Source organism: Pseudomonas sihuiensis (assembly GCF_900106015.1).
GTDB lineage: Bacteria > Pseudomonadota > Gammaproteobacteria > Pseudomonadales > Pseudomonadaceae > Aquipseudomonas > Aquipseudomonas sihuiensis.
This window is the reverse complement of the sequence record NZ_LT629797.1, coordinates 3,161,154-3,187,355: the sequence shown is the minus strand read 5'-3', so window position 1 is coordinate 3,187,355 and position 26,202 is coordinate 3,161,154. Positions and strand designations below refer to the sequence as shown.

At 62.1% G+C, this 26,202-nt stretch carries 24 protein-coding genes and 3 pseudogenes; 7 read left to right on the top strand and 20 right to left on the bottom strand.

The annotated features are described in order from the left end of the window. Positions 1-3 precede the first annotated feature (3 nt). The 5 genes from BLT86_RS15045 to BLT86_RS15025 all read right to left on the bottom strand — a co-directional run bounded on the left by BLT86_RS15045 (position 4) and on the right by BLT86_RS15025 (position 4,309). A complete protein-coding gene (locus BLT86_RS15045; protein WP_092377787.1) occupies positions 4-972 on the bottom strand; it encodes a DUF932 domain-containing protein in 969 nt (322 codons plus the stop codon). A gap of 97 nt (positions 973-1,069) precedes the next feature. Beyond that, positions 1,070-1,399: a hypothetical protein gene (locus BLT86_RS15040; RefSeq protein ID WP_042855647.1), complete on the bottom strand. Its 330-nt coding sequence runs from the start codon at positions 1,397-1,399 to the stop codon at positions 1,070-1,072. 325 nt (positions 1,400-1,724) lie between these two features. Beyond that, entirely contained in the window at positions 1,725-2,432 is a 708-nt protein-coding gene (locus tag BLT86_RS15035; RefSeq protein WP_092377781.1) for a Crp/Fnr family transcriptional regulator, read from the bottom strand. Positions 2,433-2,513: 81 nt separating this feature from the next. Continuing rightward, positions 2,514-3,086 carry a hypothetical protein gene (locus tag BLT86_RS15030; RefSeq protein WP_021219115.1) on the bottom strand — a complete coding sequence of 191 codons (573 nt, stop codon included), beginning with the start codon at positions 3,084-3,086 and terminating at the stop codon, positions 2,514-2,516. Continuing rightward, entirely contained in the window at positions 3,083-4,309 is a 1,227-nt protein-coding gene (locus BLT86_RS15025; RefSeq protein WP_021219116.1) for a sterol desaturase family protein, read from the bottom strand. Before BLT86_RS15025 ends, BLT86_RS15030 begins: the two co-directional genes overlap by 4 nt. Positions 4,310-4,521: 212 nt before the next feature. On the opposite strand from BLT86_RS15025, the gene BLT86_RS15020 reads away from it, so the two are divergent. Beyond that, the gene (locus BLT86_RS15020) at positions 4,522-5,214 is read left to right on the top strand and encodes an SDR family NAD(P)-dependent oxidoreductase (protein WP_021219117.1); all 693 of its coding nucleotides are present in this window, start codon (positions 4,522-4,524) and stop codon (positions 5,212-5,214) included. Between the two features lie 180 nt (positions 5,215-5,394). Here the strand turns inward: BLT86_RS15020 and BLT86_RS26130 are convergent. From BLT86_RS26130 to BLT86_RS14995, 6 genes and pseudogenes are all read right to left on the bottom strand, one after another. Continuing rightward, positions 5,395-5,547, bottom strand: a pseudogene (locus BLT86_RS26130) (integrase); the annotation flags it as partial. A 50-nt stretch (positions 5,548-5,597) separates the two neighbouring features. Next, positions 5,598-6,842, bottom strand: coding sequence for a tyrosine-type recombinase/integrase (locus BLT86_RS15010; RefSeq protein ID WP_042855650.1), 1,245 nt, complete (start codon positions 6,840-6,842; stop codon positions 5,598-5,600). Between the two features lie 187 nt (positions 6,843-7,029). Further along, positions 7,030-7,896, bottom strand: a pseudogene (gene ychF, locus BLT86_RS15005) (redox-regulated ATPase YchF); the annotation flags it as partial. Further along, positions 7,897-8,343 (bottom strand): annotated as a pseudogene (locus BLT86_RS26125) (AraC family transcriptional regulator ligand-binding domain-containing protein); the annotation flags it as partial. A 19-nt stretch (positions 8,344-8,362) separates the two neighbouring features. Continuing rightward, entirely contained in the window at positions 8,363-9,157 is a 795-nt protein-coding gene (locus tag BLT86_RS15000; RefSeq protein ID WP_092377778.1) for a 2-keto-4-pentenoate hydratase, read from the bottom strand. Continuing rightward, positions 9,154-10,050 (bottom strand): TauD/TfdA dioxygenase family protein, encoded by an 897-nt coding sequence (locus BLT86_RS14995; RefSeq protein WP_092377775.1) that lies wholly within the window; start codon positions 10,048-10,050, stop codon positions 9,154-9,156. The genes BLT86_RS15000 and BLT86_RS14995 overlap by 4 nt, the downstream gene beginning before the upstream one ends. A 111-nt stretch (positions 10,051-10,161) precedes the next feature. Here BLT86_RS14995 and BLT86_RS14990 point away from each other — a divergent pair, with 111 nt between their 5' ends. Further along, complete coding sequence (locus BLT86_RS14990; RefSeq protein ID WP_092377772.1) at positions 10,162-11,220, top strand: AraC family transcriptional regulator; 1,059 nt, start codon at positions 10,162-10,164, stop codon at positions 11,218-11,220. A gap of 290 nt (positions 11,221-11,510) precedes the next feature. Here the strand turns inward: BLT86_RS14990 and BLT86_RS14985 are convergent, their stop codons facing one another. The 3 genes from BLT86_RS14985 to BLT86_RS14975 all read right to left on the bottom strand — a co-directional run bounded on the left by BLT86_RS14985 (position 11,511) and on the right by BLT86_RS14975 (position 14,353). Beyond that, entirely contained in the window at positions 11,511-12,716 is a 1,206-nt protein-coding gene (locus BLT86_RS14985) for a tyrosine-type recombinase/integrase (protein ID WP_092377768.1), read from the bottom strand. Positions 12,717-12,919: 203 nt separating this feature from the next. Next, on the bottom strand, positions 12,920-13,447 hold the full coding sequence (ppa, locus tag BLT86_RS14980; protein WP_092377766.1) for an inorganic diphosphatase: 528 nt from the start codon (positions 13,445-13,447) through the stop codon (positions 12,920-12,922). 78 nt (positions 13,448-13,525) lie between these two features. Continuing rightward, on the bottom strand, positions 13,526-14,353 hold the full coding sequence (locus tag BLT86_RS14975; RefSeq protein ID WP_092377761.1) for a M90 family metallopeptidase: 828 nt from the start codon (positions 14,351-14,353) through the stop codon (positions 13,526-13,528). A gap of 114 nt (positions 14,354-14,467) precedes the next feature. On the opposite strand from BLT86_RS14975, the gene BLT86_RS14970 reads away from it, so the two are divergent. After that, positions 14,468-16,051, top strand: a complete 1,584-nt coding sequence (locus tag BLT86_RS14970) for a serine/threonine-protein kinase (RefSeq protein ID WP_092377758.1) — start codon at positions 14,468-14,470, stop codon at positions 16,049-16,051. A gap of 27 nt (positions 16,052-16,078) precedes the next feature. Here BLT86_RS14970 and BLT86_RS14965 read toward each other — a convergent pair whose 3' ends face one another. Next, a complete protein-coding gene (locus BLT86_RS14965) occupies positions 16,079-16,534 on the bottom strand; it encodes a GNAT family N-acetyltransferase (RefSeq protein ID WP_074856925.1) in 456 nt (151 codons plus the stop codon). 249 nt (positions 16,535-16,783) lie between these two features. Here BLT86_RS14965 and mpl point away from each other — a divergent pair, with 249 nt between their 5' ends. The 4 genes from mpl (at position 16,784) to BLT86_RS14945 (ending at position 19,436) form a co-directional block, all read left to right on the top strand. Further along, the gene (mpl, locus tag BLT86_RS14960) at positions 16,784-18,136 is read left to right on the top strand and encodes a UDP-N-acetylmuramate:L-alanyl-gamma-D-glutamyl-meso-diaminopimelate ligase (RefSeq protein ID WP_092377755.1); all 1,353 of its coding nucleotides are present in this window, start codon (positions 16,784-16,786) and stop codon (positions 18,134-18,136) included. An 81-nt stretch (positions 18,137-18,217) separates the two neighbouring features. Further along, positions 18,218-18,847 (top strand): flavin prenyltransferase UbiX, encoded by a 630-nt coding sequence (gene ubiX, locus BLT86_RS14955; RefSeq protein WP_021489517.1) that lies wholly within the window; start codon positions 18,218-18,220, stop codon positions 18,845-18,847. Positions 18,848-18,858: 11 nt separating this feature from the next. Next, positions 18,859-19,149: a DUF2845 domain-containing protein gene (locus BLT86_RS14950; RefSeq protein WP_055987304.1), complete on the top strand. Its 291-nt coding sequence runs from the start codon at positions 18,859-18,861 to the stop codon at positions 19,147-19,149. Next, positions 19,146-19,436 carry a YceK/YidQ family lipoprotein gene (locus BLT86_RS14945; RefSeq protein WP_055987302.1) on the top strand — a complete coding sequence of 97 codons (291 nt, stop codon included), beginning with the start codon at positions 19,146-19,148 and terminating at the stop codon, positions 19,434-19,436. The genes BLT86_RS14950 and BLT86_RS14945 overlap by 4 nt, the downstream gene beginning before the upstream one ends. Positions 19,437-19,506: 70 nt before the next feature. Here the strand turns inward: BLT86_RS14945 and BLT86_RS14940 are convergent, their stop codons facing one another. The 5 genes from BLT86_RS14940 to BLT86_RS14920 all read right to left on the bottom strand — a co-directional run bounded on the left by BLT86_RS14940 (position 19,507) and on the right by BLT86_RS14920 (position 26,083). After that, a complete protein-coding gene (locus tag BLT86_RS14940) occupies positions 19,507-19,986 on the bottom strand; it encodes a YbaK/EbsC family protein (protein WP_026042036.1) in 480 nt (159 codons plus the stop codon). 120 nt (positions 19,987-20,106) lie between these two features. Beyond that, a complete protein-coding gene (locus BLT86_RS14935; protein WP_092377752.1) occupies positions 20,107-20,973 on the bottom strand; it encodes an MBL fold metallo-hydrolase in 867 nt (288 codons plus the stop codon). 184 nt (positions 20,974-21,157) lie between these two features. Beyond that, the gene (locus BLT86_RS14930) at positions 21,158-22,930 is read right to left on the bottom strand and encodes an acyl-CoA dehydrogenase C-terminal domain-containing protein (RefSeq protein ID WP_092377749.1); all 1,773 of its coding nucleotides are present in this window, start codon (positions 22,928-22,930) and stop codon (positions 21,158-21,160) included. A 59-nt stretch (positions 22,931-22,989) separates the two neighbouring features. Next, entirely contained in the window at positions 22,990-24,363 is a 1,374-nt protein-coding gene (locus BLT86_RS14925) for a solute carrier family 23 protein (protein WP_092377746.1), read from the bottom strand. A 100-nt stretch (positions 24,364-24,463) separates the two neighbouring features. Continuing rightward, complete coding sequence (locus tag BLT86_RS14920; RefSeq protein ID WP_092377743.1) at positions 24,464-26,083, bottom strand: acyl-CoA synthetase; 1,620 nt, start codon at positions 26,081-26,083, stop codon at positions 24,464-24,466. Between the last annotated feature and the right edge of the window lie 119 nt (positions 26,084-26,202).

Below are 26,202 nucleotides of genomic sequence, written 5' to 3'. Positions count from 1 at the left end.
AGGTCAGGCGACCAGTTGCAGAGCTGTATCCAGGGCGCGTTGCTTGATCTGGGCACCTTGGCCGAACCAGGCAGAGTCGAGGCGGTACTCCGTGCTGCGTGCCCGGCGCTCGTGATCGACGTACTCGGTCACTGCATTGAGCAAGCCCCAGGCTGTGCCGCGTGCCGAGTCCAGTTCGCTGCCGCGACCACGGCCTTCGTACAGCTCCTGCACTTTGCGCATAGCGCGCTCGTTCGGCAGCTGCTCCGGCAGAGCGCCGGTTGGGCTGGTCTCGCACATCACGTTCATAAAGAAGCCCAGCGCCTCATGCCACTGCACCTTGCGTTCAGCCAGGTGGCGCATGCGGTACATAAACTCATCCCATTGCGAGACGGCTATGCCGAGCTGCTTCTTCACCAGATCGCCGTCGAAGCGGGTGCTGTGCGGCACCTTGATCGCACGGCTGGTGCCGTCCAGGGCGATGGTCAGCGTGTTGTTGCAGACTACGCGGATAGTCGTGGGCGTTGCGGTGGTGGCCAGAGTGCCGTCACAGGAAGTGGCCAACAATAGGTAGCCATTCACCTGGTCGTTGCCCTTGAGCGCAGCGTTCTGCCCGGTACGTGCCAGCGCCCAGAACTTGCGGCCGCCCTTGAGCACCCCAGCGGTTTCCAGCTCGTAGCCAGACACTTCGGTCAGGTCTCGGTAGAACTCCAGAACATCCTTTGGCTGCACGGTGTGGTAGCGCTGCGAGACCACCGACAGCGGTGCCTTGGTGTCCGAACGGTAGAGCACCTTCTGTTCGGGGAAAGAATGTATCGCGCCCAGATGGCCGATGGCGTCCGACTTGAAGTGCACAGGGCTTTCCAGAATCTGCCAATCCATGCCGGCTTCGCGTTGCCAGACTTCGATGGGCTGTTTCTGCGGCAGGTTGTTGCCCAAGCCGTGCCACGGAGTAGCGCCAACGTAGGCCATTTGTTCGATTTGATGAGCCATGACGAGTTTCCTTTAGGTGCAGGCCGGCAAAAAGCGCTGCGCATGGCGCAGCACCGGCAATCAGTGATGGAGAAGGAAGAGGAGAGCGGTGGCCGGATCAGGTCGGCAGGTTGAAGCGATGACCGCAGATCAGGCAGAGGTTGTGGGCCAGGACGTGACGGTCGAGTGACTCGCCGAGCTGAGCGCCGAGCGCACAACCACCGACGCCTCCGACCAGGCCACCGAGAATGGCGCCGGATGCCGAGCCGAGTGTGATACCTACAGGGCCGGCAATTACGCCGAGTGCTGCGCCGGCCTTGCCGCCTGCCAGAGCAGCACTGATGCCGCGTGCGAGGCCGCCGACAGCGCCGATGGCCGCGCCGGTTTTCATGGCGTGATGGAACGAAGCGACTTTGGGGGAGTGACAGCGAGGGCACTGCAATGACATGGGGGGAACCTCTTTGGTGCGGATGTCATTGCAGTAATGTGTGGTTGAGATTTTTTTGAATCGAATGGCTGCTTTTCAGCAGCGCTAACTGAGTGCGAACTGGCTGGAGTCGGCCAAAAGCAGTCTTTGATTGGTGACCAAGCGGCCCTCGTGCGGGGGCAGTTATTAGGCCCAAAGGTCTCTAGGAAAGCCGGGGCTATTGATAGGGCCGGTTCACCTCTAGCATTGTGGTCAGGTGGTACTGATGAAGTCAGGTGGTGAGTCCACTCATGATCAACAGCGATGCACTCGGCCCTGCGAAAATTACATCGAGATTAGTGCCGGCTCAGTTAGCCGCGTGCTCAGAAAGCCCAGCTGGATCAATTACTCGAATATGCCGAAAACCGATCTTAATCAGTCCCGCCTTTTCCAGTTGTTTTAGCAGCCCGTTGATAGTCTGGCGGGAAGAACCAAGTATGGAGGCTAAATCCGCCTGAGAAACATTCAAAATAACTTCCTCAGAGCCTGTTGCCGGTGGTTGCAGCAACAACAGTTCTGCTAAACCTGTACGCAGCCGTTGCAGCGGCACGATCATCTGGCCATCGGCAAAGTGCCGCATAAAAGCGGCATAGCGCTTGGCAATAAAAAGTGTAATTGCCTTGCAATAGAGAGGTTCCTCTTCAAGGATTCGCTCGAATTGCTGCAGAGGCAGCATTAGTAATTGCACATTGGTATCGGCGATCACAGCCACATCGGCCTTTTCGCCTGTAATCAGGGCGAGGAAGTCGAACCAAAATCCTCTCTCGCCAATCATATAAAGCTTCTCCTCACCCTCGAATAGCAGCCGCGAAACCCGCACGCGCCCCTCAAGCACTACTGAGGCTGCAGTCGGTCGGCTGCCTTGGGCAGTGATCACCTGCCCTTTGCGATAGTGGCGCAATACGGAAGACTGGATGATTTTGTCTTGCACTTCCCCCGGCAAGCTTGCGAACCAGTCATCTGCCTCGCGCAGGCGGTAGATTGTCTGATGGGCTGCGTCATCTATGTTTTGCATTTGGAAACCTTGGAAACATCGATGTTGGGTCTTAACCACATTCGACAGTTTCCCAAGATATGGGATGCAGGGGAAGCCGAATTAACGGCTCGCAGCTAACAGCGGCACCACCCTATCCCGGTGCAGCAGCAGCAGGGCTAAAGACAGCAAGTAGTGCAGCCATTGGATGCCAGATAGCGGTCCGAGCATCTCTTCACCGGTTGCACCGGCCGCTAGACTAACGATGAACACTAGCGCCGCCCCGAGTGGCATTACCCGCCGCGTCACTAAGGCTGTGGCACAGATTAACAAGACAGAGCCAAGAGGCACCAGCATGCGCCAGGTGTCAAATCCCGACACGCTAATCACCACCCCGAAGCTCCCAACCAAGAGCGCGAAGCGCCCTGCGGCCGTGATGCGCTGAGCAACAGAGTCATCTGGCCAGCGCAGTGCAATGACCAGCAGCGGGAAACCTGCGCTGGCGGCAACCAGGCCGGTAAAGCGATGTGGGCCGGCGAACAACTCACCATACTGGTAATGCAGTGTACCAATCGCTGCCGCCAGGCCGATCAGGCCGCAACCAATGGCTAGAGCAGGGCGCTGGCGCAGCTGGACAAAGGCAATGGAAAAGGCAACCACAGCCAAGATCAAGTCGGAAATGGCATCGGCATTCATTGGGAAGTCCACAAAGCAGCAGGTTTGAAGGAAGTGCGGCTGAGCCATGCAGCGCTGCCTAGCATTACAACCAATAACATCAGCTTGAGTGCGATGGGCATACTAAAACCGAACCAGTCAGGTAGAGCAGCAAAGGCAATGCCCAGTCCTATGACACGGCACTGCTCAAAACGCCGTGCATTGGCACGTCCTTCCAATAGTGACGTGAGAGAGATTGCCGAAATGGCAAAGCCAGCGGCGTAGAGTGCCAGTAAGGTCTTCGGCAAGGTGTTGAGTAGCGTCAGAAAATGCATGAGGAACAACATTGCAAGCACCTGATGCACTACCGCATAGCGTTTGACCGCATCGGGTGTACACGGATCGTAATACTTAAACTGCGACGGCTCGTAAGGCTCGCTCGCCTCATCGTGCCAGCCACCAGGTGGTGCCAGCCAGACGCCAAGTTTAGCCCGCCAGCCCGGGGTGGCTTTGGATTTCTGCCAGAGCTCAATGTAGTAATGCATGTTGCCCCAGAATGGGTTAAGGCTCTGCAACGGTGTGCGCACGCCGTAGATGACCTTCTCGTCCTTGCGCTCCTCGGCGAAGGTACCGAATAGGCGATCCCAGAGAATCAGAATGCCCCCGTAGTTTGTGTCCATGCAGTAGTCATTTTGCCCATGATGGACGCGATGGTTTGAGGGTGTGACGAAGATGCGATCAAGCCAGCCCAAACGACCAATTACCTCGGTATGCACCCAGTACTGGTAAAGCAAGTCGATCAGCAACACCCCGGCAAACACGCTGGGCGGCACACCGGCCACTGCCATCGGTAGATAGAATATCCAGCCCAGAAGTGCGCTCGTCGAGGACTGGCGTAAGGCTGTTGCCAGGTTGAAGTACTCGGAAGAGTGATGCGATACGTGCCCGGCCCACAGCAAGCCAATTTCATGGTTCATACGGTGATGCCAGTAGTAGAAAAAGTCGTAGGCCACAAGGGCTCCGACCCATACCCACAGGCTATCGCTAGGCAAGGTCGTGGCGCGGTAGGCTTCGAATACCAGAGTGTAAACGCCCAGTTTCGCAAACTTGGTGAACGCCCCAACCACCTGGCTCAATAGACCATATTGGTAGCTGCTGATGGCATCAGGTATGGAATACGCCGCTAGCCCGCGGCGGTGCGCCAGCCATGCTTCCAGCAAGGTGGTGGTTAAAAAAATCGGTATGGCAAACACGATCAGATTCATTGCGCGCGATCCTTTTCTCTCGACTCAAGAAAGTTGAGCGGCTGATGGCTTTCAGCGACTCAGCGACCAGGCAAGTTAGCACTCTTGACTGTGCCCACTTGTCGGCTCGGCGACAGGTTCTGCACGGCAATAGTGGCAACCTAGCTGACCACTCGTGCCGGGGCTCAGTGCTCAGTGCAGCCCTGGTGTAGTCCACTTCAAGGAGAATAAGCGTGAGTAAAGTAGTCGCAATTAGCGGTGGATTCGGTTGTCTAGGTATAGCGGTAGGCGAGGCGTTCGCGGCCAATGGTTGGCGGGTGGCCCTGATTGATCAGGCCAGCGTGCCGCGACCCCTGGCCGACACGGCGCGCTCTGAAAAACTGCTTATCGGCGCGGTCGATCTAACCGATCTGCACATGGCAAATTGTGCAATGCAGCAGGTGCAGCAGCATTTTCAAGGATTAGATGCGCTCATCAACGTGGCGGGTGGTTTTCGCTGGGAGACCATCGAGGGCGGCGATCTTGCGACCTGGGATTTGATGTATCAAATGAACGTGCGCACTGCCGCAACGGCTAGCATGGCCGCGCTGACACACCTGAAGAAAGCCGAAGCCGGGCGCATTATCAACATTGCAGCCGGAGCGGCCAGTAAGGCCAGCCTAGGCATGGGGGCCTATGCTGCAGCAAAGTCCGGGGTGATGCGCCTTACGGAGGCGTTGGCCGAAGAGTTGAAAGATCAGCGCATCACGGTCAATGCGATCATGCCATCGATCATCGATACCCCGCAGAACCGCCTCGATATGCCTGATGCGGATGCCACCCGCTGGGTTACGCCAGAGCAGGTCGCTAATGTGATCGTATTTTTAGCCTCTCAGGAGGCTAGTGCAATCACAGGTGCAGCTATCGCTGTAAATGGGCGGTGCTAATTTATTAGGCCGGCTGTCGACATAGCAGAGTGGCTGCCTAGAGCCGTTCTTCTCACCCAGGGTTCGCCCGATCCTAATGATCCTAATGATCCTAATGATCCTAATGATCCTAATGCGGCATGCGTGGCCTATGCGTGGGGAACTGCCTGTTGTTACCGGCTGCTTTGGGCTTGCTGTGGGTCACTTCTTGCTCGTGCAGAACTTGGCCCATTCCGCCATCAGTGCACTGCGCTTCTCCAGAAGGTCGGAGCGCGAATAGGCCGCCTCGGTCTGGTCGCGTTCATCATGGGCAAGCGCAAGCTCACAAACCTCTCTCGGGTAGTTGGTGCATTCGGGTGAAAGCGCCAGCCGATGTTTTCGTAATCAGCGACGTCTCTTTCCATTCAGCCTAAGTCCTTTTTCCAGCTGTCCAGCATGTCCGCCCATCTCTGCATCATCATGGCTCGATCACTCAAATACTCGGCATGGTTGTAGGTGCGGCGGACAGCGTTTTGCTCGGTATGGGCGAGCTGTCTTTCGATCCAGTCTGCTGAATAGCCCATCTCATTGAGTCTGGTGCTGCCCGTTGTCCTCGTGGCATGCGGGCTGTATTTACCTCCCCAGCCAAGGGTGTTGAGCATCTGGCGGAATGAGGCCGCAACCATTGGGCGGGTGCGTACGTCGCGGTGAGGAAATACGTGGGTGTATTTTCCTGTGATGGAATGCAGGCCTCGCAGTATTTCGACTGCCTGTCGCGGCAGTGGCACCGTGTGCTCTTTGCGCTTCTTCATCCGCTCGGCGGGAATGCGCCAAAGCGCCTTCTCCAGGTCAAATTCTGCCCACTGAGCCTCTACAGCTTCATTGGGGCGGCACAGAGTCAGCCACATGAGCTGGAAAGCGCAGAGGGTCTCATGGCGTCCGCCGTGAGATTCGACATCGCGTAACAGTTGGCCAATTTCTTCGGTGGAGAGAGGGCGTTTGTGCTGAGTCTTGTTGGCTGGCAGGGCTTTTCGAACGGGGTGTACCGGGTCGGTGCTGGCTCGCAACGTGGAAATTGCCAGTTCGAAAACTCCGGACATGCTCCGCTTGGCCTCTGCGGCAACAGATGGGCCATTATCTTGAGCGGCTGCTCTGAGCACTTCAAGAATGTGCATGGGGGTGATGGCTTTGATCGGCAGTTCACCGATTTTGGGAAATACGACGCGTTCAAGCATGTTGAGTCGTCTGGACTTGGTGATCTCCTCCCAGTCCTTCAGTGAAAGCCACTCTTTGGCGACGGCTTCAAACGTAATGGCCTTCTCGTGGTCGCGCTTCACCCGCTCCTGTTGCCGGTGGTGCGCGGGATTGATGCCCTGTATGACTAGGGCACGGGCTTTCACGCGCTCATCGCGTGCCTCTGCAAGAGTGAAGCGGCGCCCTTTGCGGCGCTCTTCGGCGTGCTCGGGTGATTCCCCTTTGGGCGCGATTACATAGTCCCCAATCGCGAACACGCTTTCCTTCCTGCTAGTTCCGTCGTTCAGCTCGAACCGATAGCGCCATGCCTTAACCCCGTTAGGCTTCACCTCAAGGTAAAGGCCATTGCCATCTGTGAGCTTGTAGGGCTTTTCCTTGGGCTTGGCGGTACGGCACTCGGTATCGGTAAGCGGCATGGCTGCTCAATCCTGGTATACCCGGTTATATGGGGAGGTGAATTTTTCGATACCCGGTAGCGTACCCGGTAAATATGCGGATCGTATAGATTCTTTTCGGACCTTTTCGGAAAAGAAAAACCCCTTAAGGCTTTATTCCTCAAGGGGTTTCGTATCCGGTAAGATCCGGTGAAATCCTAATTTCTGTTTAGACGTTGAAGCGGAAGTGCATCACGTCGCCATCCTTGACGATGTATTCCTTGCCTTCCAGGCGCCATTTGCCGGCCTCCTTGGCGCCAGCCTCGCCCTTGTACTGGATAAAGTCGTCATAGCTGATGACTTCGGCGCGGATAAAGCCTTTTTCGAAGTCGGTGTGGATCACGGCGGCGGCCTGCGGGGCGGTGGCGCCGATGCGCACGGTCCAGGCGCGTACTTCCTTGACCCCGGCGGTGAAGTAGGTCTGCAGGTTGAGCAGCTGGTAGCCGGCGCGGATCACGCGGTTGAGGCCCGGCTCGGTCATGCCCATGGTTTCCAGGAACATCTGCATTTCTTCCAGATCGTCCAGTTCGGCGATCTCGGCTTCGATCTTGTTGCACACCGGCACCACGATGGCGCCTTCTTCTTCGGCAATAGCGCGCACCACGTCGAGGTGCGGGTTGTTGTCGAAGCCGTCCTCGGCGACGTTGGCGATATACATCACCGGCTTGGTGGTGAGCAGGTGGAAGGTCTTGGCCAGGCGCTTGTCGTCGTCACCCAGGTTCTTCAGCAGGCTGCGTGCGGGCTTGCCTTCGGTGAAGTGGGGGATGAGCTTTTCCAGCAGGGCCTTCTGGGCCACGGCTTCCTTGTCGCCGCCCTTGGCGCTGCGGGTGACGCGCTGCAGTTGCTTCTCGCAGCTGTCGAGGTCGGCCATGATCAGTTCCAGGTCGATGATCTCGATATCGCGCTTGGGGTCGACGCTGTTGGCGACGTGGATGACGTTTTCGTCTTCGAAGCAGCGCACCACGTGGGCGATGGCGTCGGTCTCGCGGATATTGGCGAGGAACTTGTTGCCCAGGCCTTCACCCTCGGCGGCGCCCATCAAGCCAATGCGCAGCGGCTGACCGGCAGCCGGACAAACGCTGCGCACTACGCTGAGCAGGGCCATCACATGCAGCTGCTCCAGCAGCCTGTCGGGACGCCCGAAGCGCTCGTCCCAGCTGATGACCACCTGCTCCCGTGTGACGCTGACCTGGGCCCAGTCGCAGCCATAAAACCATTGATCCAGCAGCAGGTAGGTCTCGAAAAACTCGCTCAGAGTGCGGGTGTTGACCAGCAGGTAGCCCAGCGGTCCGACATGCTGCAGGCGCACATGCCGACCGATGTCGAGTCCGCGCGCGGGGCCAGGGGCCAAGGCAATCGCCGCATGCACTTGCGCCTCCCACTGTTCGAGTGAGAGCGCCACCCCACGCGGGGCGGCGGAAGGGCGAGACAGACCAAGGCTGGCCAACCAATCGTTGAGAATGGCACCAAAGGCGCAGGGCACTACGATCAAGCGAGCAACCTCAAATGAACGCGCACGTTACCTCACCCAGCCCGCCGATACGGAAGCTCAGGCGGTCGCCGCGCGCCAGTTCCAGCATCGGCGCCTGGGCGCCGGTGAGCAGCACATCGCCAGCACGCAGCGGCTGGCCCAGGCTGGCCCGCTTGCGCGCCAGCCACAGGGCCGTGGCCAGGCAGTCGGACAGGGACAACTCGATAGCGGAGTGCACCGACTCGCCATTGCGTTGCAACTCGGCACTCAGCGTCTGCCCCGCCAGCTGCGCCAGCGGCACCACCTGTTCGCCCAGCACATAGAGCCCGGACGACAGGTTGTCGGCAACCGCGTCGAGCAGGGTCAGTTTCCAGCCCTCGAAGGCCGAGTCATTGATCTCCAGCGCCGGTACCACTCCGGCTATGCCGGTCAGCAGCTGCTCCAGCTCGATCTCACCTGCCGGCAGATCCTGCCCCAGCACCACAGCCAGCTCGATCTCCGCCCGGGGCTGCAGCAGCCGTTCCCAGGCGATGCTCTCGCCCGAGCGGCAGGCGGTATCGGCGAACAGCCAGCCATACACCGGTTCCTCGACCTTGAGCGCGGCGCGCAGGGTCGCCGAGGTGAGCCCGGCCTTGGCGCCGCTCAGGTGCCGGCCCTGTTCCAGGGCCTGACGCATGCCCACGGCCTGCACCTGATAGGCGTCGTCCAGACCTTTCAGGGCGAAGCGCTCGCTGACCAGCGGGCCGGGCTGGCGCCGACTGCGCGCCTCGGCCAGATGGTCGGCGGCGGCCTGCAGATATTCACTGACACCCAATGCTTGGCTCATCGGCTGGGCACCTCGCCGACCACGGTGGTCCGGAACATCTCGCGGCGCATGCCGTGGTAGTCGGAAATCGGCAGGTGCCAGGTGCTGCGGTTGTCCCAGATGGCCAGGGTGCCCTGGCGCCAGCGCATGCGGCAGGTGAAGGCCGGCGATGTGGCCAGGCTGAACAGGTAGTCGAGCAGCGGCTTGGACTCTTCCGAGCGCAGCCCCTCGATGCCCACGGTGTAACCCGGGTTGACGAACAGCACCTTCTTGCCGGTTTCCGGATGGCGGGTCACCAGCGGATGGCTGCGGGTGTCCGCGGAAGTATCGTTGCCGAAGTTGATCGCCATGTTCTCCAGCAGCGCATTGTGGTTGGCGCCAACGCCGTAGGCGCGCTCGGGACTGTGGATTGCGTTGAGGTTTTCCAGCAGCGCCTGCATGCCCGGCGACAGCCACTCGTAGGCCAGCGCCATGTTGGCGTAGCAGGTGTCCCCGCCAAAGGGCGGGATGTCGTGGCCATAGAGCAGGGTGAAGGCCGGCGGACGCTCCTGGAAGGTCCAGTCGGTATGCCAGGCACCGCCGAACACGAAGGGCGCCTTCTCGTCAGCTTCCTTGACTACCTGCACCACGTGCGGGTGCTCGGCCATGGTCTTCACATAGGGCTCACGGCCGAACTCGCCGAACTGCTGGGTGACCCGTTCCAGATCGGCGGGGCTCAGCTCCTGCTCGCGGATGAAGACCACCTTGTGCGCTAGCAGGGCCTGGCGCAGCTCGGCATAGCCCTCCTCGCTCAGGCTCTTCAGGTCGAGCCCCTCGACATCCGCGCCGATGGCGCCGGTGGTCGGGGTGACCTGGATATGGCGATAGTCGGCCGCACGGTTGTGGCTGGGCAGGGCGTAGATGAATTCGTTCATGGCAGGGACTCAGGCTGTTGGACGTGGCAGCAGAATGCGACGCGAGCGGCTGAACGATCTATGATAATTACCGCCAAAAATTGTTAACTACTGCCAAACAAGAGGCCTGCGATGAACTGGCGCCAGAGCCGCCCGCTGACCGGCGTGCGCTACCTGCTCGAAGTCGCCCGCGCTCAGGGCGTGGGCCCAGCAACCTGCCTGCTCGGCAGCGCCATCGCCACGGATGCGCTGCAACAATCCAATGCGCAGATCGAGGCCTGGCAGGAGCTGGCGGTGATCCGCAACCTGCTGGAACACGCTGGCCGCCCCGGCCTGGGTTTTGTCGCAGGCAAGCACTACCACCTGACCTCGCTCGGACTGCTGGGCTTCACCATGCTGGCCAGCCGCACGCTCGACGAGGCCTTCGCCGCCTTCCAGCGCTATCAGCTGCTCGCCCTCACTCTCTGCCCGGCCCGCATCGAAACCGACAAGCGCGGCACTTGGTTGCTTTTCGATGCCAGCGTACTGCCACAGGACGCCCGGCGCTTCGTGATCGAGCGCGGCCTAGCCGGTTGCCTGAGCGTGACGGCCGAACTGCTTCAGCGCCCGGCCGTGCCCCTGGCGGTAGAAATGACGGCCGCGGCTCCGGGCGACCTGGAAGCCCTGCAACGTGACTTCCCCTACCCGGTGCGCTTCGGTGCGCCGCGCGACGGCATCCTGTTCAGCAACGCCGAACTGCACCTCAACCTGCCGCAGGCGCATATCAGCGCCCAGCTTGAAGGCGAACAATTGTGCGAGCGCCTGTGCAACGAGATTTCCCATGATCTGGTCGCCCCGCCGACGGCCCGTCTGGTGCAGCAGGTAGTGATCCGCGACTCGGCCAGCCTGCTCACCAGCCGCACCGTGGCCCAGCACCTGGGGCTGTCCGAACGCACCCTGCACCGCCGCCTGGCCGCCGAGGGGCACTCCTTCCAGCAGCTCAACGAACAGATCAAGCGCCGCCTGGCCGAACGCCTGCTGCTCGACTCACGCCTGGATCTGGGCAGCATCGCCCAACGCCTAGGCTATGCCGATGGCGCCAGTTTCTCGCGCGCCTTCAGCCGCTGGAATAAGTGCTCGCCTGGTTATTGGCGTAACCGAACCAGCTGCTTGGTAGTAAATGATGGAAGTAGTGATGGCAGTGAAACTTAAACACCTCCATCGTGGGATTCAGGAGCCCCTCTGACCCTTCCCAGCTTTACGTGGGTAGTCGGTAGCGAACTAGGGGGCCTCGCTCCCCGAAGTCCTTTCATCTAAGCCTGTTGGGGGCGACTTTCTTGTGATAGCGCAGCGCCTCATTTCTCACTTTGGCAACCGTGTGAGAATCGCCCCGGTTTTTGATACCCCCAACCCTCAAAGAGGGTCCGCTAACCCCATGCATGAGCGCCCGCTATTGGCCGGTTTCTGTCTGTTGTTACCGGCTGCTTTGGGCTTGCTGTGGGTCACTTCTTGCTCGTGCAGAACTTGGCCCATTCCGCCATCAGTGCCCTGCGCTTCTCCAGAAGGTCGGAGCGCGAATAGGCCGCCTCGGTCTGGTCGCGTTCATCATGGGCAAGCGCAAGCTCGCATACCTCTCGCGGGTAGTTGGTGCATTCGTTTGCCCAGTCCCGGAAGGTCGATCGAAAGCCATGTCTCGTGATGTCTGCATACCCCAGCTTGTGCAGCAGGTTGCGTATGGCGTTGCCATGCATGACACCATTCTTCCCTTGCCCAGGGAAAAGATATGTTGAATGAGTCGTATTCATGATATTCAGCATCTCGACTACCGGGGGTGATAGAGGAATGACGAAAGGTTTTCGCATCTTCATGCGCTCAGCCGGCAGTGCCCAAGTGCCAGTTTCGAGGTCAAACTCAGACCATTGAGCATGTTGGATCATGTGGTAACGAGCACCGGTCAGAATCAGCAACCTGGTTGCGATGGCGTCACGTGTATCGATGTTGGCCAGGGTGGATATCAGCTTCGGAGTGTCTTTCCACTGCAGTGCTGGGAAGTGCTGGCGCTGCCTGGCCTTCTTCTTCTCTGCCTTGCTCAGCAAGTTGTCCAAGTGCCCGCGCCAGCGGGCAGGATTGTCTCCCTCGCGTAAACGCCGAGTCTTGGCTGCATCCAGTATTTGCTCGATCTGGCCCCTGATTTCATCAGCAGTCCGTGTCTTGGTTACCCAGATGGGTTGCAATGCAGCAAGCACATGCTCGGTGCTGATGATGTCGGCCGACAACTTGCCCATGGTCGGGAAGGCGTAGAGCTCCAGTTTGCGCAGCCAGCCTTTCCGCCACTTCTCAGACCAACTGCTGCCGTGTGCTTGTTGGTATTCGCGAGCGAGATCTTCGAACGTCGTGCGACGTGCTGCAGCCTGGCGTTCGGCTTCGCGCTTGGCTTCCTTTGCTGCATCGCGGGTTGCCAGTGGGTCGCTTCCGGAAGCTAGAAGCTTGCGTTGATCGGCGGCCAACTGCCGGGCTTGGCTGAGTGTGACGGTTGGGAAGGGGCCTAGCCCCATTTCGCGGCTGCGGCCATCCAGCTTGTAGCGGAAGATCCAGCTGGTGCCGCCGCTCTTGGATACCTGGAAGTACAGGCCATCGCCATCATTGGTTTTTCCTGGCGTTGCAGCCTTGGCTATCGACTCCACGGTCTTGCTGGTCAGCTTGCCCATTACTCGCTCCTACTCCAACCCACACCCCTCGACCCACACTTTGACCCACACCTTGGTCGCGGATTTTATGGATGGTTACTGGATGTCTTAGGACGAATGCTAAGCTGCAGGGCCCGTATTTGCTAGTGCTGTAGGATCTTGTCGGATTTCTTCGGGCAATAAAAAAGCCGGCTTGTGGCCGGCTTTTCGGAGGTGGTCAGGACTTATTTTTGGTAAGCCGCGACTGCCTTGTTGATCAGGCCGCGGGCTTCTTCAGCGCCGCCCCAGCCTTCTACCTTGACCCACTTGCCCTTCTCCAGATCCTTGTAGTTCTCGAAGAAGTGCTTGATCTGCTCGATCAGTAGCGCGGGCAGGTCGGTGTATTCCTGAACGTCCGTGTACAGAACGGTCAGCTTGTCGTGCGGGACGGCAACCAGCTTGGCGTCGCCGCCGGCTTCGTCGCTCATGTGCAGTACGCCGACCGGACGGGCGCGGATCACCGAACCCGGCGCGACCGGGTAAGGGGTCACGACCAGCACGTCGAGGGGGTCGCCGTCGTCAGCCAGGGTGTGCGGGATGAAGCCGTAGTTGGCCGGGTAGAACATCGGGGTGGCCATGAAACGATCGACCATCAGGCAATCGCTGTCGTGGTCGATTTCGTATTTGATCGGCGCGTGGTTGGCCGGGATTTCGATGGCAACGTAGATGTCGTTCGGCAGGTCTTTACCAGCCGGGATCTTGCTGTAGCTCATGGGGGAAACTCCCAGGGATGGCCAAAAAAGTGGGGCGCATTATAGGCGTATTCGCAATGCGTTACTACGGCAGCCTACTCAGCCATTGGTCGCGTTTTCGACCGTCTTGTAGTCGGGGTGTTCCGCTTGCAGACGCTGCAATCGCGCCAGGCTGTCCTGGCGGTAGAACAGGGCCAGTTGCCGGTAGACCTCGGGGAAGGCGTCAGCCAGCAGATCCGGTGCAGTGAAGAAGTATTCGCTGGTCACCGCGAAGAATTCCGCCGGATCTTCGGCTGCGTAAGGGTCGATGGCGGTTTCCGCCTCGGGATTGGCGTCCAGCTCGGCGTTCAGTGCGTCATAGGCGCTCTGCATGGCCTTGGCCCAGTCCTGCACACGCATGTCGCGGTGCAGCGGCGGCAGGCCATTGGCGCCACCTTCGAGCATGTCCAGCTTGTGCGCCAGTTCGTGGATCACCAGGTTGTAGCCTTCCCAGCCACCGCTGGTTTCCACGCCCGGCCAGGCGAGGATCACCGGGCCTTGCTGCCAGGCTTCGCCGCTGCGTGCGTCGTCCCATTCGTGTTCGATACCGCTGGCGTCGCGGTGGCGCTGTGGACTCACGAAGTCATCCGGGTAGAGGACGATTTCGTGAAAACCCCTGTACCAGTCCAGATCGCCCAGGTGCAGCAGTGGCAACTGCGCCTGGGCGGCCAGCAGTAGGTGCTCGACCGGGCCGAGCGCCAGCCCTGGTAGGGCGGTCAGGTGCTTGTCATGCAGGAACAGCACGGCGCGCTCGCGCAACTGCTGCTCTTCGTGCTCGTCGAGGCCATCGAGAATCGGCAGGCGTCTGCGTACTTCGGCCCAGTGGGCCGGATCGACAGGGTTGTTTTCGAGGGTGCGACGACGGCGCCAGGCCTTGAAGGACCACATGCATGCGGGCTCGTTGAGAAGACCCGGCCACCATAAGGGTGCCAGGCGCTCGCCACAAGTCGGCATAAAGGCTGCAAAGCCTCTTGCAGCTTCGCTGCAGCAGGAGGGCTGAGCATGGCGCTGCAACTGCTGGAACACCCTGGAATCACGCTGGCGTCCGGCACCGGGCTGGACTTGTCGCACCAGGCCGCGCGGGCTCGGGCGATGTGGCTGGCCGGTCGCCAGCAGCGTCCGCCGTTGCTGCTGGTCGTGTTGCTTTGGGCGCGCCGCTGCCCCGATGTGGTGCAAAGCCTGGAGCGTCATCTGGACGCCCTGTTCGCCGATTTTCGCTGTACGCCTGAGGGCTGGAGTGAAACCCAGGCGGCGCGCCAGGTACTGGCCGCACTGAATCTCCAGCTGTTTCGCCGGCAGCAGGCCGGGCAGGGCGTCGCCGACTTGCATGCCGGTGTGCTGCTGATGCAGGGCGATGAGTTGCAGTTTCTGCAGGCGGGCAGTGTCGGCCTGGCGCGTGCGCACACAGGCGCCTTGCAGATCCTGGCAGGTCGTGAGGGGCAGGCTCTCGGCGCCCAGGCCGAGCTGGCGCTGGTTCAGCACAATCTGTTGCCCAGCCGTGGCGAGCATCTGCTGCTGGCGCCGCAACCGCTGCTCGATGTGAGTGATCTGCAAGGGCTATGTATCCAGGCGCAGGGGGGCTTGTGCGAGCGGTTGCAGCCGCTGTTGCAGGCCCCCGGCGCTGCAGTGCTGCTCGGCGTTGGGGAAACCCAGTGCCTGACGCCGGCGCCGTCCGCTGCGCCGCGCCCGGCGCTGGCGCAGATCGCCTGCGGCCAGCAGCTCGATGGTTGGACGCTGTTGCGTCAATGTCCTTATGGACCGCCTGGGCGTTTGTATGTCGGGCGTGACGAGTCCGGACGGGAAGCCGTGCTCTGGTTCGCCGAGGAAGATGCAGGCGAAGCCTTCTGGCAGCGCGAGTGGGCATTGCGGCGCAGTCCGCAGCAGGCGTTGCCGCAGGTGCTGTCGCCGCATCAGGCGCGCAGTCACGGGTATCTGGTCCTGGCCAAGCCGCCCCGCGGCATGCGCAACCTGTTCGATTGGGTGGCCGCCCATGGTGCGCCGGATACACAGACGCTGATGGGGGTGGTGACGCAACTGATCGCAGCCGTGCGTTCGTTGCAGCGCCGTGGCATGCAGGGGCTTTGGCTAAACCCCAGGCAGATTCTGCTCGGTGATGACGGGAGGGTGCTGTTTCTGCCTGGCGCAGCTGCGATCCTGCCCGGTGTAGCGCGTCAGTCTTTGCCTGAGCAGGCTGTACCGCTGGCGCCGGAACTGCGCAGCGGCCGTGCGCTGGATGGTCGTGCCGATCAGTTTGCCCTGGCGGCGCTGGTCTATTGGCTTATGAGTGGGCAATGGCCGGAGGCGGCGCGCAGTGACGTCAGGCCCGGACACTGCTATGTGCCGCTGGCGACCTTTACCGGGCATGTGCCGCAAGGCTGGGACGGCGTGCTCGCCCGGGCCCTGGCGCCACAGCCACAGGCACGTTTCGAGGCGCTATCGGAGTTTCAACTGGCATTACAACAGCCCTTGCAGGCGCGTCGCAGTCAGGCGCTGCGGCGCGTGCCAATGCAGCCGGCACGCCTGGCTGCGCTGGGCCTGGTCACGTTGCCATTGCTGCTGGGGCTGCTGCTCAGTCTTGGTGGCTGACAGGCAGCCGCTGCGCCTGCGAGTCGATCAATCGGAATTGATCGGCAGTACGTAGTTCTTGAACTGCTCGTCCTCGACGAAGCCGATGGACTCGTAGACCTTCTGCGCCACCTCGTTGTCGCGGCTGGTGGCCACGCGCATGCGCACGGCGTTGGTTTCCTTGGCCATGTGCTTGGCGGTGTGCAGCAGGCGGTCGGCAACCAGTTGGCGGCGAGCATCCTCGGCGACGTAGATGTCGTTGAGAATCCATACGCGTTTGAGCGAAAGCGAGGAGAAGCTGGGGTAGAGCTGGCAGAAGCCGAGCAGCTTGTCTTCATCGTCGGCCAGGGCCAGGTAGATCACCGACTCCTTGCGGCGCAGGCGCTTCTCGAGGAACTTGCGTGACGACTCGGGGTAGGGCAGCTCGTTATAGAACTCGCGGTATTTGACGAACAGCGGGGTCAACAGGTCCAGGTGCTCCAGGGTGGCTTGGACGATGCGCATGGTGGGCCTCGGCTTCTCTCTGTAGTGGGGCAGGAGTGGCGATGCAGCTGTTGTGCCAGCGGGTCAGCCGATGCTGCCTCAAAGCCAGTTGAAAGCGCAATCAAAGCAAGCGTTTGATTTTCTGGCTGCGGAGCAACTTGGTATTGGTGCATCTGTCTGAACTGGGCGCAGCAGTCGCCTGGCGGGTGCTGTGCTAACCTGCCGCCATCGCTTTAAGCCCTATGCGTAGGGCGCGTTCAGAGGTCATCAATGCACATCCATATTCTCGGCATCTGCGGCACTTTCATGGGGTCGCTGGCTGTTCTGGCCAAAGAGCTCGGCCATCGCGTCACCGGCTCCGATGCCAACGTTTACCCGCCCATGAGCACTCAGTTGGAAGCCCAGGGCATCGAGCTGATGCAGGGCTTTGATCCGGCGCACCTGCAGCCGGCACCGGATCTGGTGGTGGTGGGCAATGCCATGAGCCGTGGCAACCCGGCGGTGGAATACGTGCTGAACAAGGGGCTGCCCTACGTTTCCGGCCCGCAGTGGCTGGCCGATCACGTGCTGCAGGGGCGCTGGGTGTTGGCGGTGGCCGGTACCCACGGCAAGACCAGCAGTTCCAGCATGCTGGCCTGGGTGCTGGAACATGCCGGCATGAGCCCGGGCTTTCTGATCGGCGGCGTGCCGCAGAATTTCGGTATTTCCGCGCGCCTGGGCGGCACGCCGTTCTTCGTGGTCGAGGCCGACGAGTACGACAGCGCCTTCTTCGACAAGCGCAGCAAGTTCGTCCACTACCGCCCGCGTACAGCGATTCTGAATAACCTGGAGTTCGATCACGCGGACATCTTCCCGGATCTGGCGGCCATCGAGCGGCAGTTTCATCACCTGGTACGCATCATCCCCAGCGAAGGTCTGGTCATTCATCCGGCTAGCGAAACCGCGCTGGCGCGAGTGATCGAGATGGGGTGCTGGACTCCGGTGCAGACCACCGGTGAAGGTGGCCAGTGGCAGGCGCGCCTGCTCAGCGCCGATGGCTCGCGCTTCGAGGTGAGTTTCGACGGCAAGGTCGAGGGCACGGTGCAATGGAACCTGACCGGCCAGCACAACGTCGCCAATGCCCTGGCCGTGCTCGCTGCGGCGCGCCATGTCGGCGTGGTGCCAGCGCTGGGCATCGAGGCGCTGGGCCAGTTCATCAACGCCAAGCGGCGCATGGAGAAGGTCGCCGAGGTGGCGGGTGTGACCGTCTTCGACGACTTCGCCCACCACCCGACTGCCATTGCCACCACCCTGGATGGCTTGCGCAAGCGTGTCGGCGACGATACCCAGGTGATCGCGGTGATCGAGCCACGCTCCAACTCGATGAAGCTCGGCGCCCATCGCGACGGTCTGGCCGAGTCCGCCGCACAGGCCGATGCGGTGTTCTGGTACGCGCCGCCGAATCTCGGTTGGGACCTGGCCGCCACCGTGGCGCAGGCGCGCAACCCGACGCGCGTGTGCGACTCGCTGGATTCGATCATCGATGGTGTGAAGGCCCTGGCGCGCCCCGGTACCCAAGTGGTGGTTATGAGCAACGGTGGCTTCGGTGGTTTGCATGGCAAGCTGGCCAAGGCTCTGGACTGAAACGCATACCCCAGCGGTAGGTCGGGTGAAACCCGCCACATATCAAGAACCGGCGGGTTGCACCCGCCCTACGGAGCATCCATGAGCGGCCCTGAGAGAATTACCCTGGCCATGACCGGCGCCTCGGGCGCGCAATACGGCCTGCGCCTGCTCGATTGTCTGGTGCAGGAAGATCGCGAGGTGCACTTCCTGATCTCCAAGGCCGCGCAACTGGTGATGGCTACCGAAACCGACGTGGCGTTGCCGGCCAAGCCGCAATCCATGGCCCAGTTTCTGACCGAGTACACCGGCGCGGCGCCGGGGCAGATTCGCGTCTACGGCAAGGAAGACTGGATGGCCCCGGCCGCTTCCGGCTCCGGCGCGCCGACTGCCATGGTGGTGGTGCCATGCAGCACTGGCACCCTGTCGGCCATCGCCAGCGGCGCCTGCAACAATCTGATCGAACGCGCCGCCGATGTGGCATTGAAGGAGCGCCGCCAGTTGATCCTGGTGCCGCGTGAGGCGCCGTATTCGAGTATCCACCTGGAAAACATGCTCAAGCTGTCGAATCTGGGCGTGACCATCCTGCCGGCATCGCCCGGCTTCTATCATCAGCCACAGACGCTGGATGATCTGGTGGACTTCGTGGTCGCGCGCATCCTCAATTGCCTGAATATCCCCCAGGACATGTTGCCGCGCTGGGGCGAGCATCATTTGGTGTCGGATGACTAAGGAGAGTGCTGATGTCCATTGTGAGTCGCTGTGTGTTGGGAAGCGTCCTCACCTTGTCGTTGCTGCCGGTTGCAGAGGCCTCCATGCGCTGCGGTACCGCCCTGGTTTACGAGGGCGAGCGTAGCGTCGAGGTGTTGCGCAAATGCGGTGAACCCGATCAGCGTGAGGTGACGCCACCCAGCAGTCCACAGGGTGGCGGCGTGACAGTCGAGCAATGGATGTATGGGCCTCGCAATGGCGTCTATCGCTACCTGCGTTTTCTCGATGGCAAGCTGGTGGAAATAAGGGGCGAGCGCGGATGAGACGGACTTTGGCACTCACTCTGCTGCTGGCGCTGAGCCTGACCGGCTGCGCCACCGTGCGCACGCTGGATGCGGCCAAGCCCGGTGCCCCTGTGGTTTATGCCGGGACGCGGCTGGATTGGTACACGATCAATGGCGGCTGCTGCCCGCTGGATCGTTTCGGCGCCGAGGCGCCGCGTTATCCTGGATTGGATCTGCCGGCCAGTGCGCTGCTCGATACCCTGCTGTTGCCGTTTTCGCTGGCCACGGCGCTGGGTGTCAGCCTAGGTGTCAGCGGCGGGTTGTAGCCCGGATGCAATCCGGGAAAGGCGCTGGTGCGCGCGGCGCGCCCTAGCGGATTGGCGTTGGCAGCGTCGTTCAGCAGGTTTCCGTTTCCACTTCCTGGCACACGTCAATCCATTCGGCATCGACCAATTCGGCCATGCGCTGCGGGGCGATACGCACCGCGCTGTGGGTGGCGCCGGCGGCCGGCAGCACTTCATCGAAGGCCAGCAGCGAGCGGTCGCAATAGACGCTGAGCGGTGTGGCCAGGCCGAATGGGCAGACGCCGCCCACCGGGTGGCTGGTCAGTTCGACCACGGTCTGCGCATCGAGCATGCGTGCCTTGGCACCGAAGCATTCCTTCATCTTGCGGTTGTCGATACGCGCATCGCCACGGGCGACGATCAACACGTCACGCTCGGCGATGCGGAAGGCCAAGGTTTTGGCGATCTGCCCTGGCGCCACGCCATGCGCTTCGGCAGCCAGCGCCACGGTGGCGGTGCTGGTCTGCAGCTCGATGATCGTGATGTCGGGCGCCTTGGCGGCGAAGAAGGCGCGGACAGAGGCCAGGCTCATGAAACGGTCCCCCAGGGCTGTCGAGGTGGGCACGGTGCGCCGCTGCTGCAGTCGTGACCGTGCTGAAAAACAAACGGCCATGCTCGCGCTGCATGGCCGACACGTCAATGCTAGATAGCCTCAGTTTGCCAGCCGATGGGCTGCTTTTGCTGTCTCATCGAGCCCGTAGCGACCTTTTTCGTCTCGCGTCACCCGACCCATGGCCACGTCGGGGTCGTGGGTGAATACCAAACGGCCGCCGCGGGCGACCAGGTCGGCCAGCAGCGCCTCCTTCTCCTCGATCAGGCCTTCAGGGAAACGGTCGTAACCCATGGTGATCGGCAGGTGCACCCAGGGCGCGCCAGGGATCAGGTCCCCGGGAAACACCACCGGCCCGCCCGGCATGGCCACTTCCGGCAGTAGTTGGCCCGGCGTGTGGCCGTCGCTCCAGTGCAGGCGCCAGTCGGTGCCGAGCAGTGCGCAACTGTCGGTTTCATCGATCAGATGCAGGCGTCCGCTGGCTTCCAGCAGAGTCAGCAGCTCCGGGATATAGGAGGCCTTGTCGCGGGCGTGTGGCGTGCAGGCTCGCTGCCACTGGCGTCGACCGGTGACGAAGCGCGCGTTGGGAAACAGCAGGCGTGCCTGTTCGCCATCCTGCCAGGCGGCGAGCAGGCCGCCGGCATGGTCGAAGTGCAGGTGGGTGAGCACGACGATATCGATATCGGCATCGCTCAGGCCGAGTTTCGCCAGTTCATCGAGCAGGACGTGATGCGCTTCCTGCACGCCGAAGCGCTGTTTCAGCTCGGGGCTGAAGAAGGCGCCGATGCCGGTTTCCACCAGGATATTGCGCGCGTCTTCCTGCACCAGCAGGGCGCGGCAGCCGAGGTCGATGCGGTTCAGTTCGTCGGCCGGCATCCAGCGTTGCCAAAGGGCCTTGGGTGCGTTGCCGAACATGGCGCCGCCATCGAGTTTCTGGCTGTTGCCGGTCAGGGTGGTCAGGGTTCGCATGACGGTATCTCTTGTTCTTGAAGGCGGCTGTGCTCGATCTTGTATTGTCGCCGAGCCTTGCCGGGGGAAAAGCGCCGGCGCCGGTGAATAAAAAGCGCGGCGCCGAAGCAGCCGCGCAACACGCTCAAACCTGTAGGGCGGGTGCAACCCGCCGGTTTGGCGGTGGCGGGTTGCACCCGCCCTACTAAAACTGCTCGGCGGCCAGACCGTAAAGCGGCTGGCTACCACCACGAATGCTCGCTTCCAGGCTCAGGGTACGCGGTAGCAGGCGGGCGAAGAAGAACTCGGCGGTGGCGAGCTTGCCGCCGTAGAAGGCTTCATTCTCTGTCTGCTTGTTCTGCGCCACCGCGGCCATGCGCGCCCACATGTAGGCGTAGGCGACGTAGCCGAACAGGTGCAGGTACTCCACCGAGGCGGCGCCGACCGAGTTGGGATCAACCTTGGCCTGCTCCAGCAGCCAGCCGCTGACCGCTTCCAGGCGTTCCAGCGCTTCTATCAGGCGATCACCGAAGGGCGATTCATGGGCATGGGCGAAGTCGCGCACCTCGCCGGCGAACAGGCGCAGCGCGGCGCCGCCGTTGGCCACCACCTTGCGTCCGAGCAGGTCGAGTGCCTGGATGCCGTTGGTGCCCTCGTAGATCTGCGCGATGCGCACGTCGCGCACCAGTTGCTCCTGGCCCCATTCGCGGATGTAGCCGTGGCCGCCGAATACCTGCTGGCCGTGCACGCAGCTTTCCAGCCCGGTGTCGGTGAAGAAGGCCTTGGCCACCGGGGTGAGCAGGGCGACCAGTGCTTCGGCGTTCTGCCGTTCCTCGGCATCCTCGGCGTACTTGGCCAGATCGAGCTGCTGGCCAACGTAGCAGGCGAAGGCACGACCGCCCTCGTTCAGCGCCTTCATGGTCAGCAGCATGCGGCGTACGTCGGCATGGACGATGATCGGGTCGGCGATCTTGTCCTTCGCCACCGGGCCAGTGGCGGCGCGGCTCTGGATACGTTCGCGGGCGTAGCTGACGGCCGACTGATAGGACGCCTCGGCGCAGCCGATGCCCTGGATGCCGATGGACAGGCGCTCGTAGTTCATCATGGTGAACATCGCCGCCAGGCCCTTGTTGACCTCACCGATCAGGTAGCCGGTGGCGCCGTCGAAATTCATCACGCAGGTGCTTGATGCCTTGATACCCATCTTGTGTTCGATCGAGCCGCAACTCACGGCGTTGCGTGCACCGAGGCTGCCATCGGCGTTGACTATCACCTTGGGCACCAGAAACAGCGAGATGCCCTTCGGCCCGGCCGGTGCGTCCGGCAGCTTGGCCAGCACCAGATGGATGATGTTCTCGGTCAGGTCCTGTTCTCCACCGGTAATGAAGATCTTGCTGCCGGTGATCGTGTAGCTGCCGTCGGCCTGCGGCTCGGCGCGGGTTCTGATGATGCCCAGATCGGTGCCGGCATGGGCCTCGGTCAGGCACATGGAGCCAGCCCAGCGGCCCTCGTACATCGGCGGCAGGTAGGTGGTCTTGAGTTCTTCGCTGGCGTGGGCGTCGATGGCCAGGCAGGCGCCGGAGCTCAGCGCGGAATACAGCGCGAAGCTGGAGCCGGCGGCGTAGAGCATCTCCTCGAAGGCCACGGCGAGCATCTTGGGCATGCCCATGCCGCCGTAATTCGGGTTGCCGGACAGGCCCACCCAGCCACCTTCGGTGTAGGTGGCGTAGGCTTCGCGGAAACCGGCCGGGGTGCGCACGTTGCCACCCTCCCACTGCGCGCCTTCCTCGTCGCCGCTGCGATTCAGCGGGGCGATCAGCGTGCCTGTGACCTTGGCCGCTTCTTCGAGTATGGCGTCGGCAGTGTCGGCATCGACGGTTTCCGCCAGGGCCGGCAGGCGTGCCCACAGGCTCGGCGCCTGGAAGACTTCATGGAGGACGAAGCGCATATCGCGCAGCGGGGCGTTGAATTCGGGCATGGTGCAACCTCGACAGCAGTGGCGCCGCGACGAGCGCGGCGCGTGTGGAACGAAATCCGTCAGTCGGCTTCCGCCGGACTTTGCGGCTTATCCTTGATGCTGGTGAATTTAAGCAGATGGGTGCGTTCGACCAGAATGTACAGCGCCGCGCCCGCGGCCAGGCCCCAGCCCGCGCCGTAGACAGCGAGCACCACACCCATGGTGCCGGCGATGCCGCGCTCGGTGTTGTTGTTCAGTTGCTCGAAGCCGACCATCAGGCAGATATAGCCGGTGAGGATCAGCGTCAGCGACAGGGCGATCGGCAGCACCGGCTGGAAGAAACTGACCAGCGGCAGCATGAACAGCGCGGCGAAGCCGGTGATCCAGAAGGTGCCGGCGCCGCTGTAGATCGAGTCCATCGCCTTGCGCCCGTACTTGTAGCGCTCGGCCATGGTCGCCGCCACCGCTGTCCACAGCGGGCCGGCCAGGCCCGGGTAGGGCGCGAAGAAGGCGTGCAGGGCGTTGCGGATGGCGGTCACCAGATGGATGCGGTCTACGTTGTTTTCGATCACCTCGTCGGTGCGCAGTTCATCGGCGCGCTGCATCAGCGACTGGCCGACGATGATGTCGCCGAAGGCGATCACGTAGGCGATCACCGCCGTGGGCACGGCCAGCAGGAACACGTCGAGGCCGGGGAAGCCGACGTTGAACGGCAGGTAGTTCCACATCTCGCCGAAGGCCGGCGCGGTGATGCCCCATTTCACGTCCGGCATCTTGTACTCGCCCACGGCGATGCCGATGAAAATGGCGATCAGCATGCCCGGCACCATGCCGTAGTTGACGATCTTGCGCGCCAGCGGCACGCGCTCGGTCAGGCCCTTGAACGACACCGAGAACATCAGGTACAGGCAGATCAGACTGCCCAGCACCAGGGAGATCGGCGTGTTGGCCAGACGGCCGCCCGCGCTGATTTCGCCCATCAGCGCGGCAATGCCGGCACCGATGATGATGCCGCCCTTCATCGAGTTGGGGATCAGCCGCACCAGGACACTGCCCAGGCGGGTGACGCCGAGGAAGAGGAAGATCACGAACACCAGAAACTGCAGGGCGAACAGCGCCTGAATGGCCGCAGGGCCCGGCTCGTAGTTGCCGAGAAACAGCAGCACCACGGGAATGCCGGGGGTGATCCAACCCGGCACCAGCGGCACACCGAGCAGCGCCGGCAGCATGAAGCCGATGCCGCACACCACTACATAGGCCAGGGCCACGTCATAGGGCAGGCCGAGGTATTTCTCCAGCAGCGGGATCATCGCCAGGCTGACCACGAACATGATCAGCGCCTGCAGCATCTCGGCGGTTTCCCAGCGGTAATGCACGAAGGGTAGACGTACCTTGAACGGGCCGAAGGGCCAGTAAGGTTGTTCGTCGCCGTCACGGCGCTTGAAAATTTGCATGAAGGTTCTCCGTCGGCCGCCAGGGCCGGTTCTTGTTGTTGTGAAAACGGTTCATTCACCCCTCTCCCTGCGGGAGAGGGGCCGGGGGTGAGGGCCGCTTCTACAGCGCCTTGGCCATATCGCGCAGGACGAACTTCTGGATCTTGCCGGTGCTGGTCTTGGGCAACTGGGCGAAGACCACGGTCTTGGGCACCTTGAAGCCGGCCAGGTGTTCGCGGCAGAAGGCCATGATCTCGCTGTCGCTGGCCTGCTGGCCGGTCTTCAGGGTGATGAAGGCGCAGGGCGTCTCGCCCCATTTTTCGTCCGGGCGGGCGACCACCGCCGCCTCCAGTACCGCCGGGTGGCGATAGAGCACGCCCTCGACCTCGATGGTGGAGATGTTCTCGCCGCCGGAGATGATGATGTCCTTGAGCCGGTCGCGGATTTCCACGTAGCCGTCGGCGTGGCACACGCCCAGGTCGCCGGTGTGGAACCAGCCGCCCTCGAAGGCCTCGGCGGTGGCGCTGGGGTTCTTCAGGTAGCCCTTCATCACGGTGTTGCCGCGCATGAAGATCTCGCCGATGGTCTGGCCGTCGCGCGGCACCGGCTGCAGGGTTTTCGGGTCGGCGACCATCACCCCTTCCAGGGTCGGGTAGCGCACGCCCTGGCGCGCCTTGATGGTGGCGCGCTCTTCCAGCGGCAGTTCGTCCCATTCGTCGTGCCAGGCGCACAGCGTCACCGGGCCATAGACCTCGGTAAGGCCGTACACATGGGTGACATGGATGCCCATTTCCTCCACCGCGCCGATCACCTTGGCCGGTGGCGCCGCGCCAGCGACCATGGCCTTGACCGGGTGATCGATGGCCGCCTTGGCCTCGGCCGGCATGTTCACCAGCGCGTTGAGCACGATGGGTGCGCCGCACAGGTGGGTGACCTGCTCGTCGCGGATCAGGGTGAGGATCTTCGCCGGGTCGACGCGGCGCAGGAACACGTGCACACCAGCCAGGGCGGTGATGGTCCAGGGGTAGCACCAGCCGTTGCAGTGGAACATCGGCAGGGTCCACAGGTAGACCGGGTGGTTGCCCATGGCCCAGGTCATCTGGTTGCCCATGGCGTTGAGGAAGGCGCCGCGGTGGTGATAGACCACGCCCTTGGGGTTGCCGGTGGTGCCGGAGGTGTAGTTGAGGCTGATGGCCTGCCACTCGTCGGTGGGCCACTGCCAGGCGAACTCGGGGTCGCCTTCGGCAAGGAAGGCCTCGTAGTCCAGATCGCTGACTGCCTGGCCTTCGCCGTACTCGGGGTCGTCGACGTCGATCACCAGTGGCGGGTGGTCGAGCATGCCGATAGCGGCGTGGATCACGTCATGGAACTCGCGGTCGGCGATCACCACCTTGGCCTCGCCATGCTGCAGCATGAAGGCGATGGCCTCGGCATCCAGGCGCACGTTGAGGGCGTTGAGCACCGCACCGATCATCGGCACGCCGAAATGCGCCTCGAGCATGGCCGGGATGTTCGGCAGCATCACCGCCACCGTGTCGCCCTGGCCGATGCCGCGGCCGGCCAGCGCCGAGGCCAGACGGCGGCAGCGCGCGTAGGTCTCGGCCCAGTTGCGGCGGATCGAGCCATGCACCACGGCCGGGTAGTGCGGGTATACCGCCGCGGTACGCTCGATGAAGCTCAGGGGGCTGAGGGCGACATGGTTGACGGCGGCGCGGCCGAGGCCCTGCTCGTAGATCGACATGGCGGATACACCTTTGGCTGATTGTTAGCTCTGGTTATTCCGGTAATGATGCAGGCATTACCGAAGCTTGCTGGCGGTAATTTATAGGTCATTTCTATTTTGTATGGAAGTTGCACTAA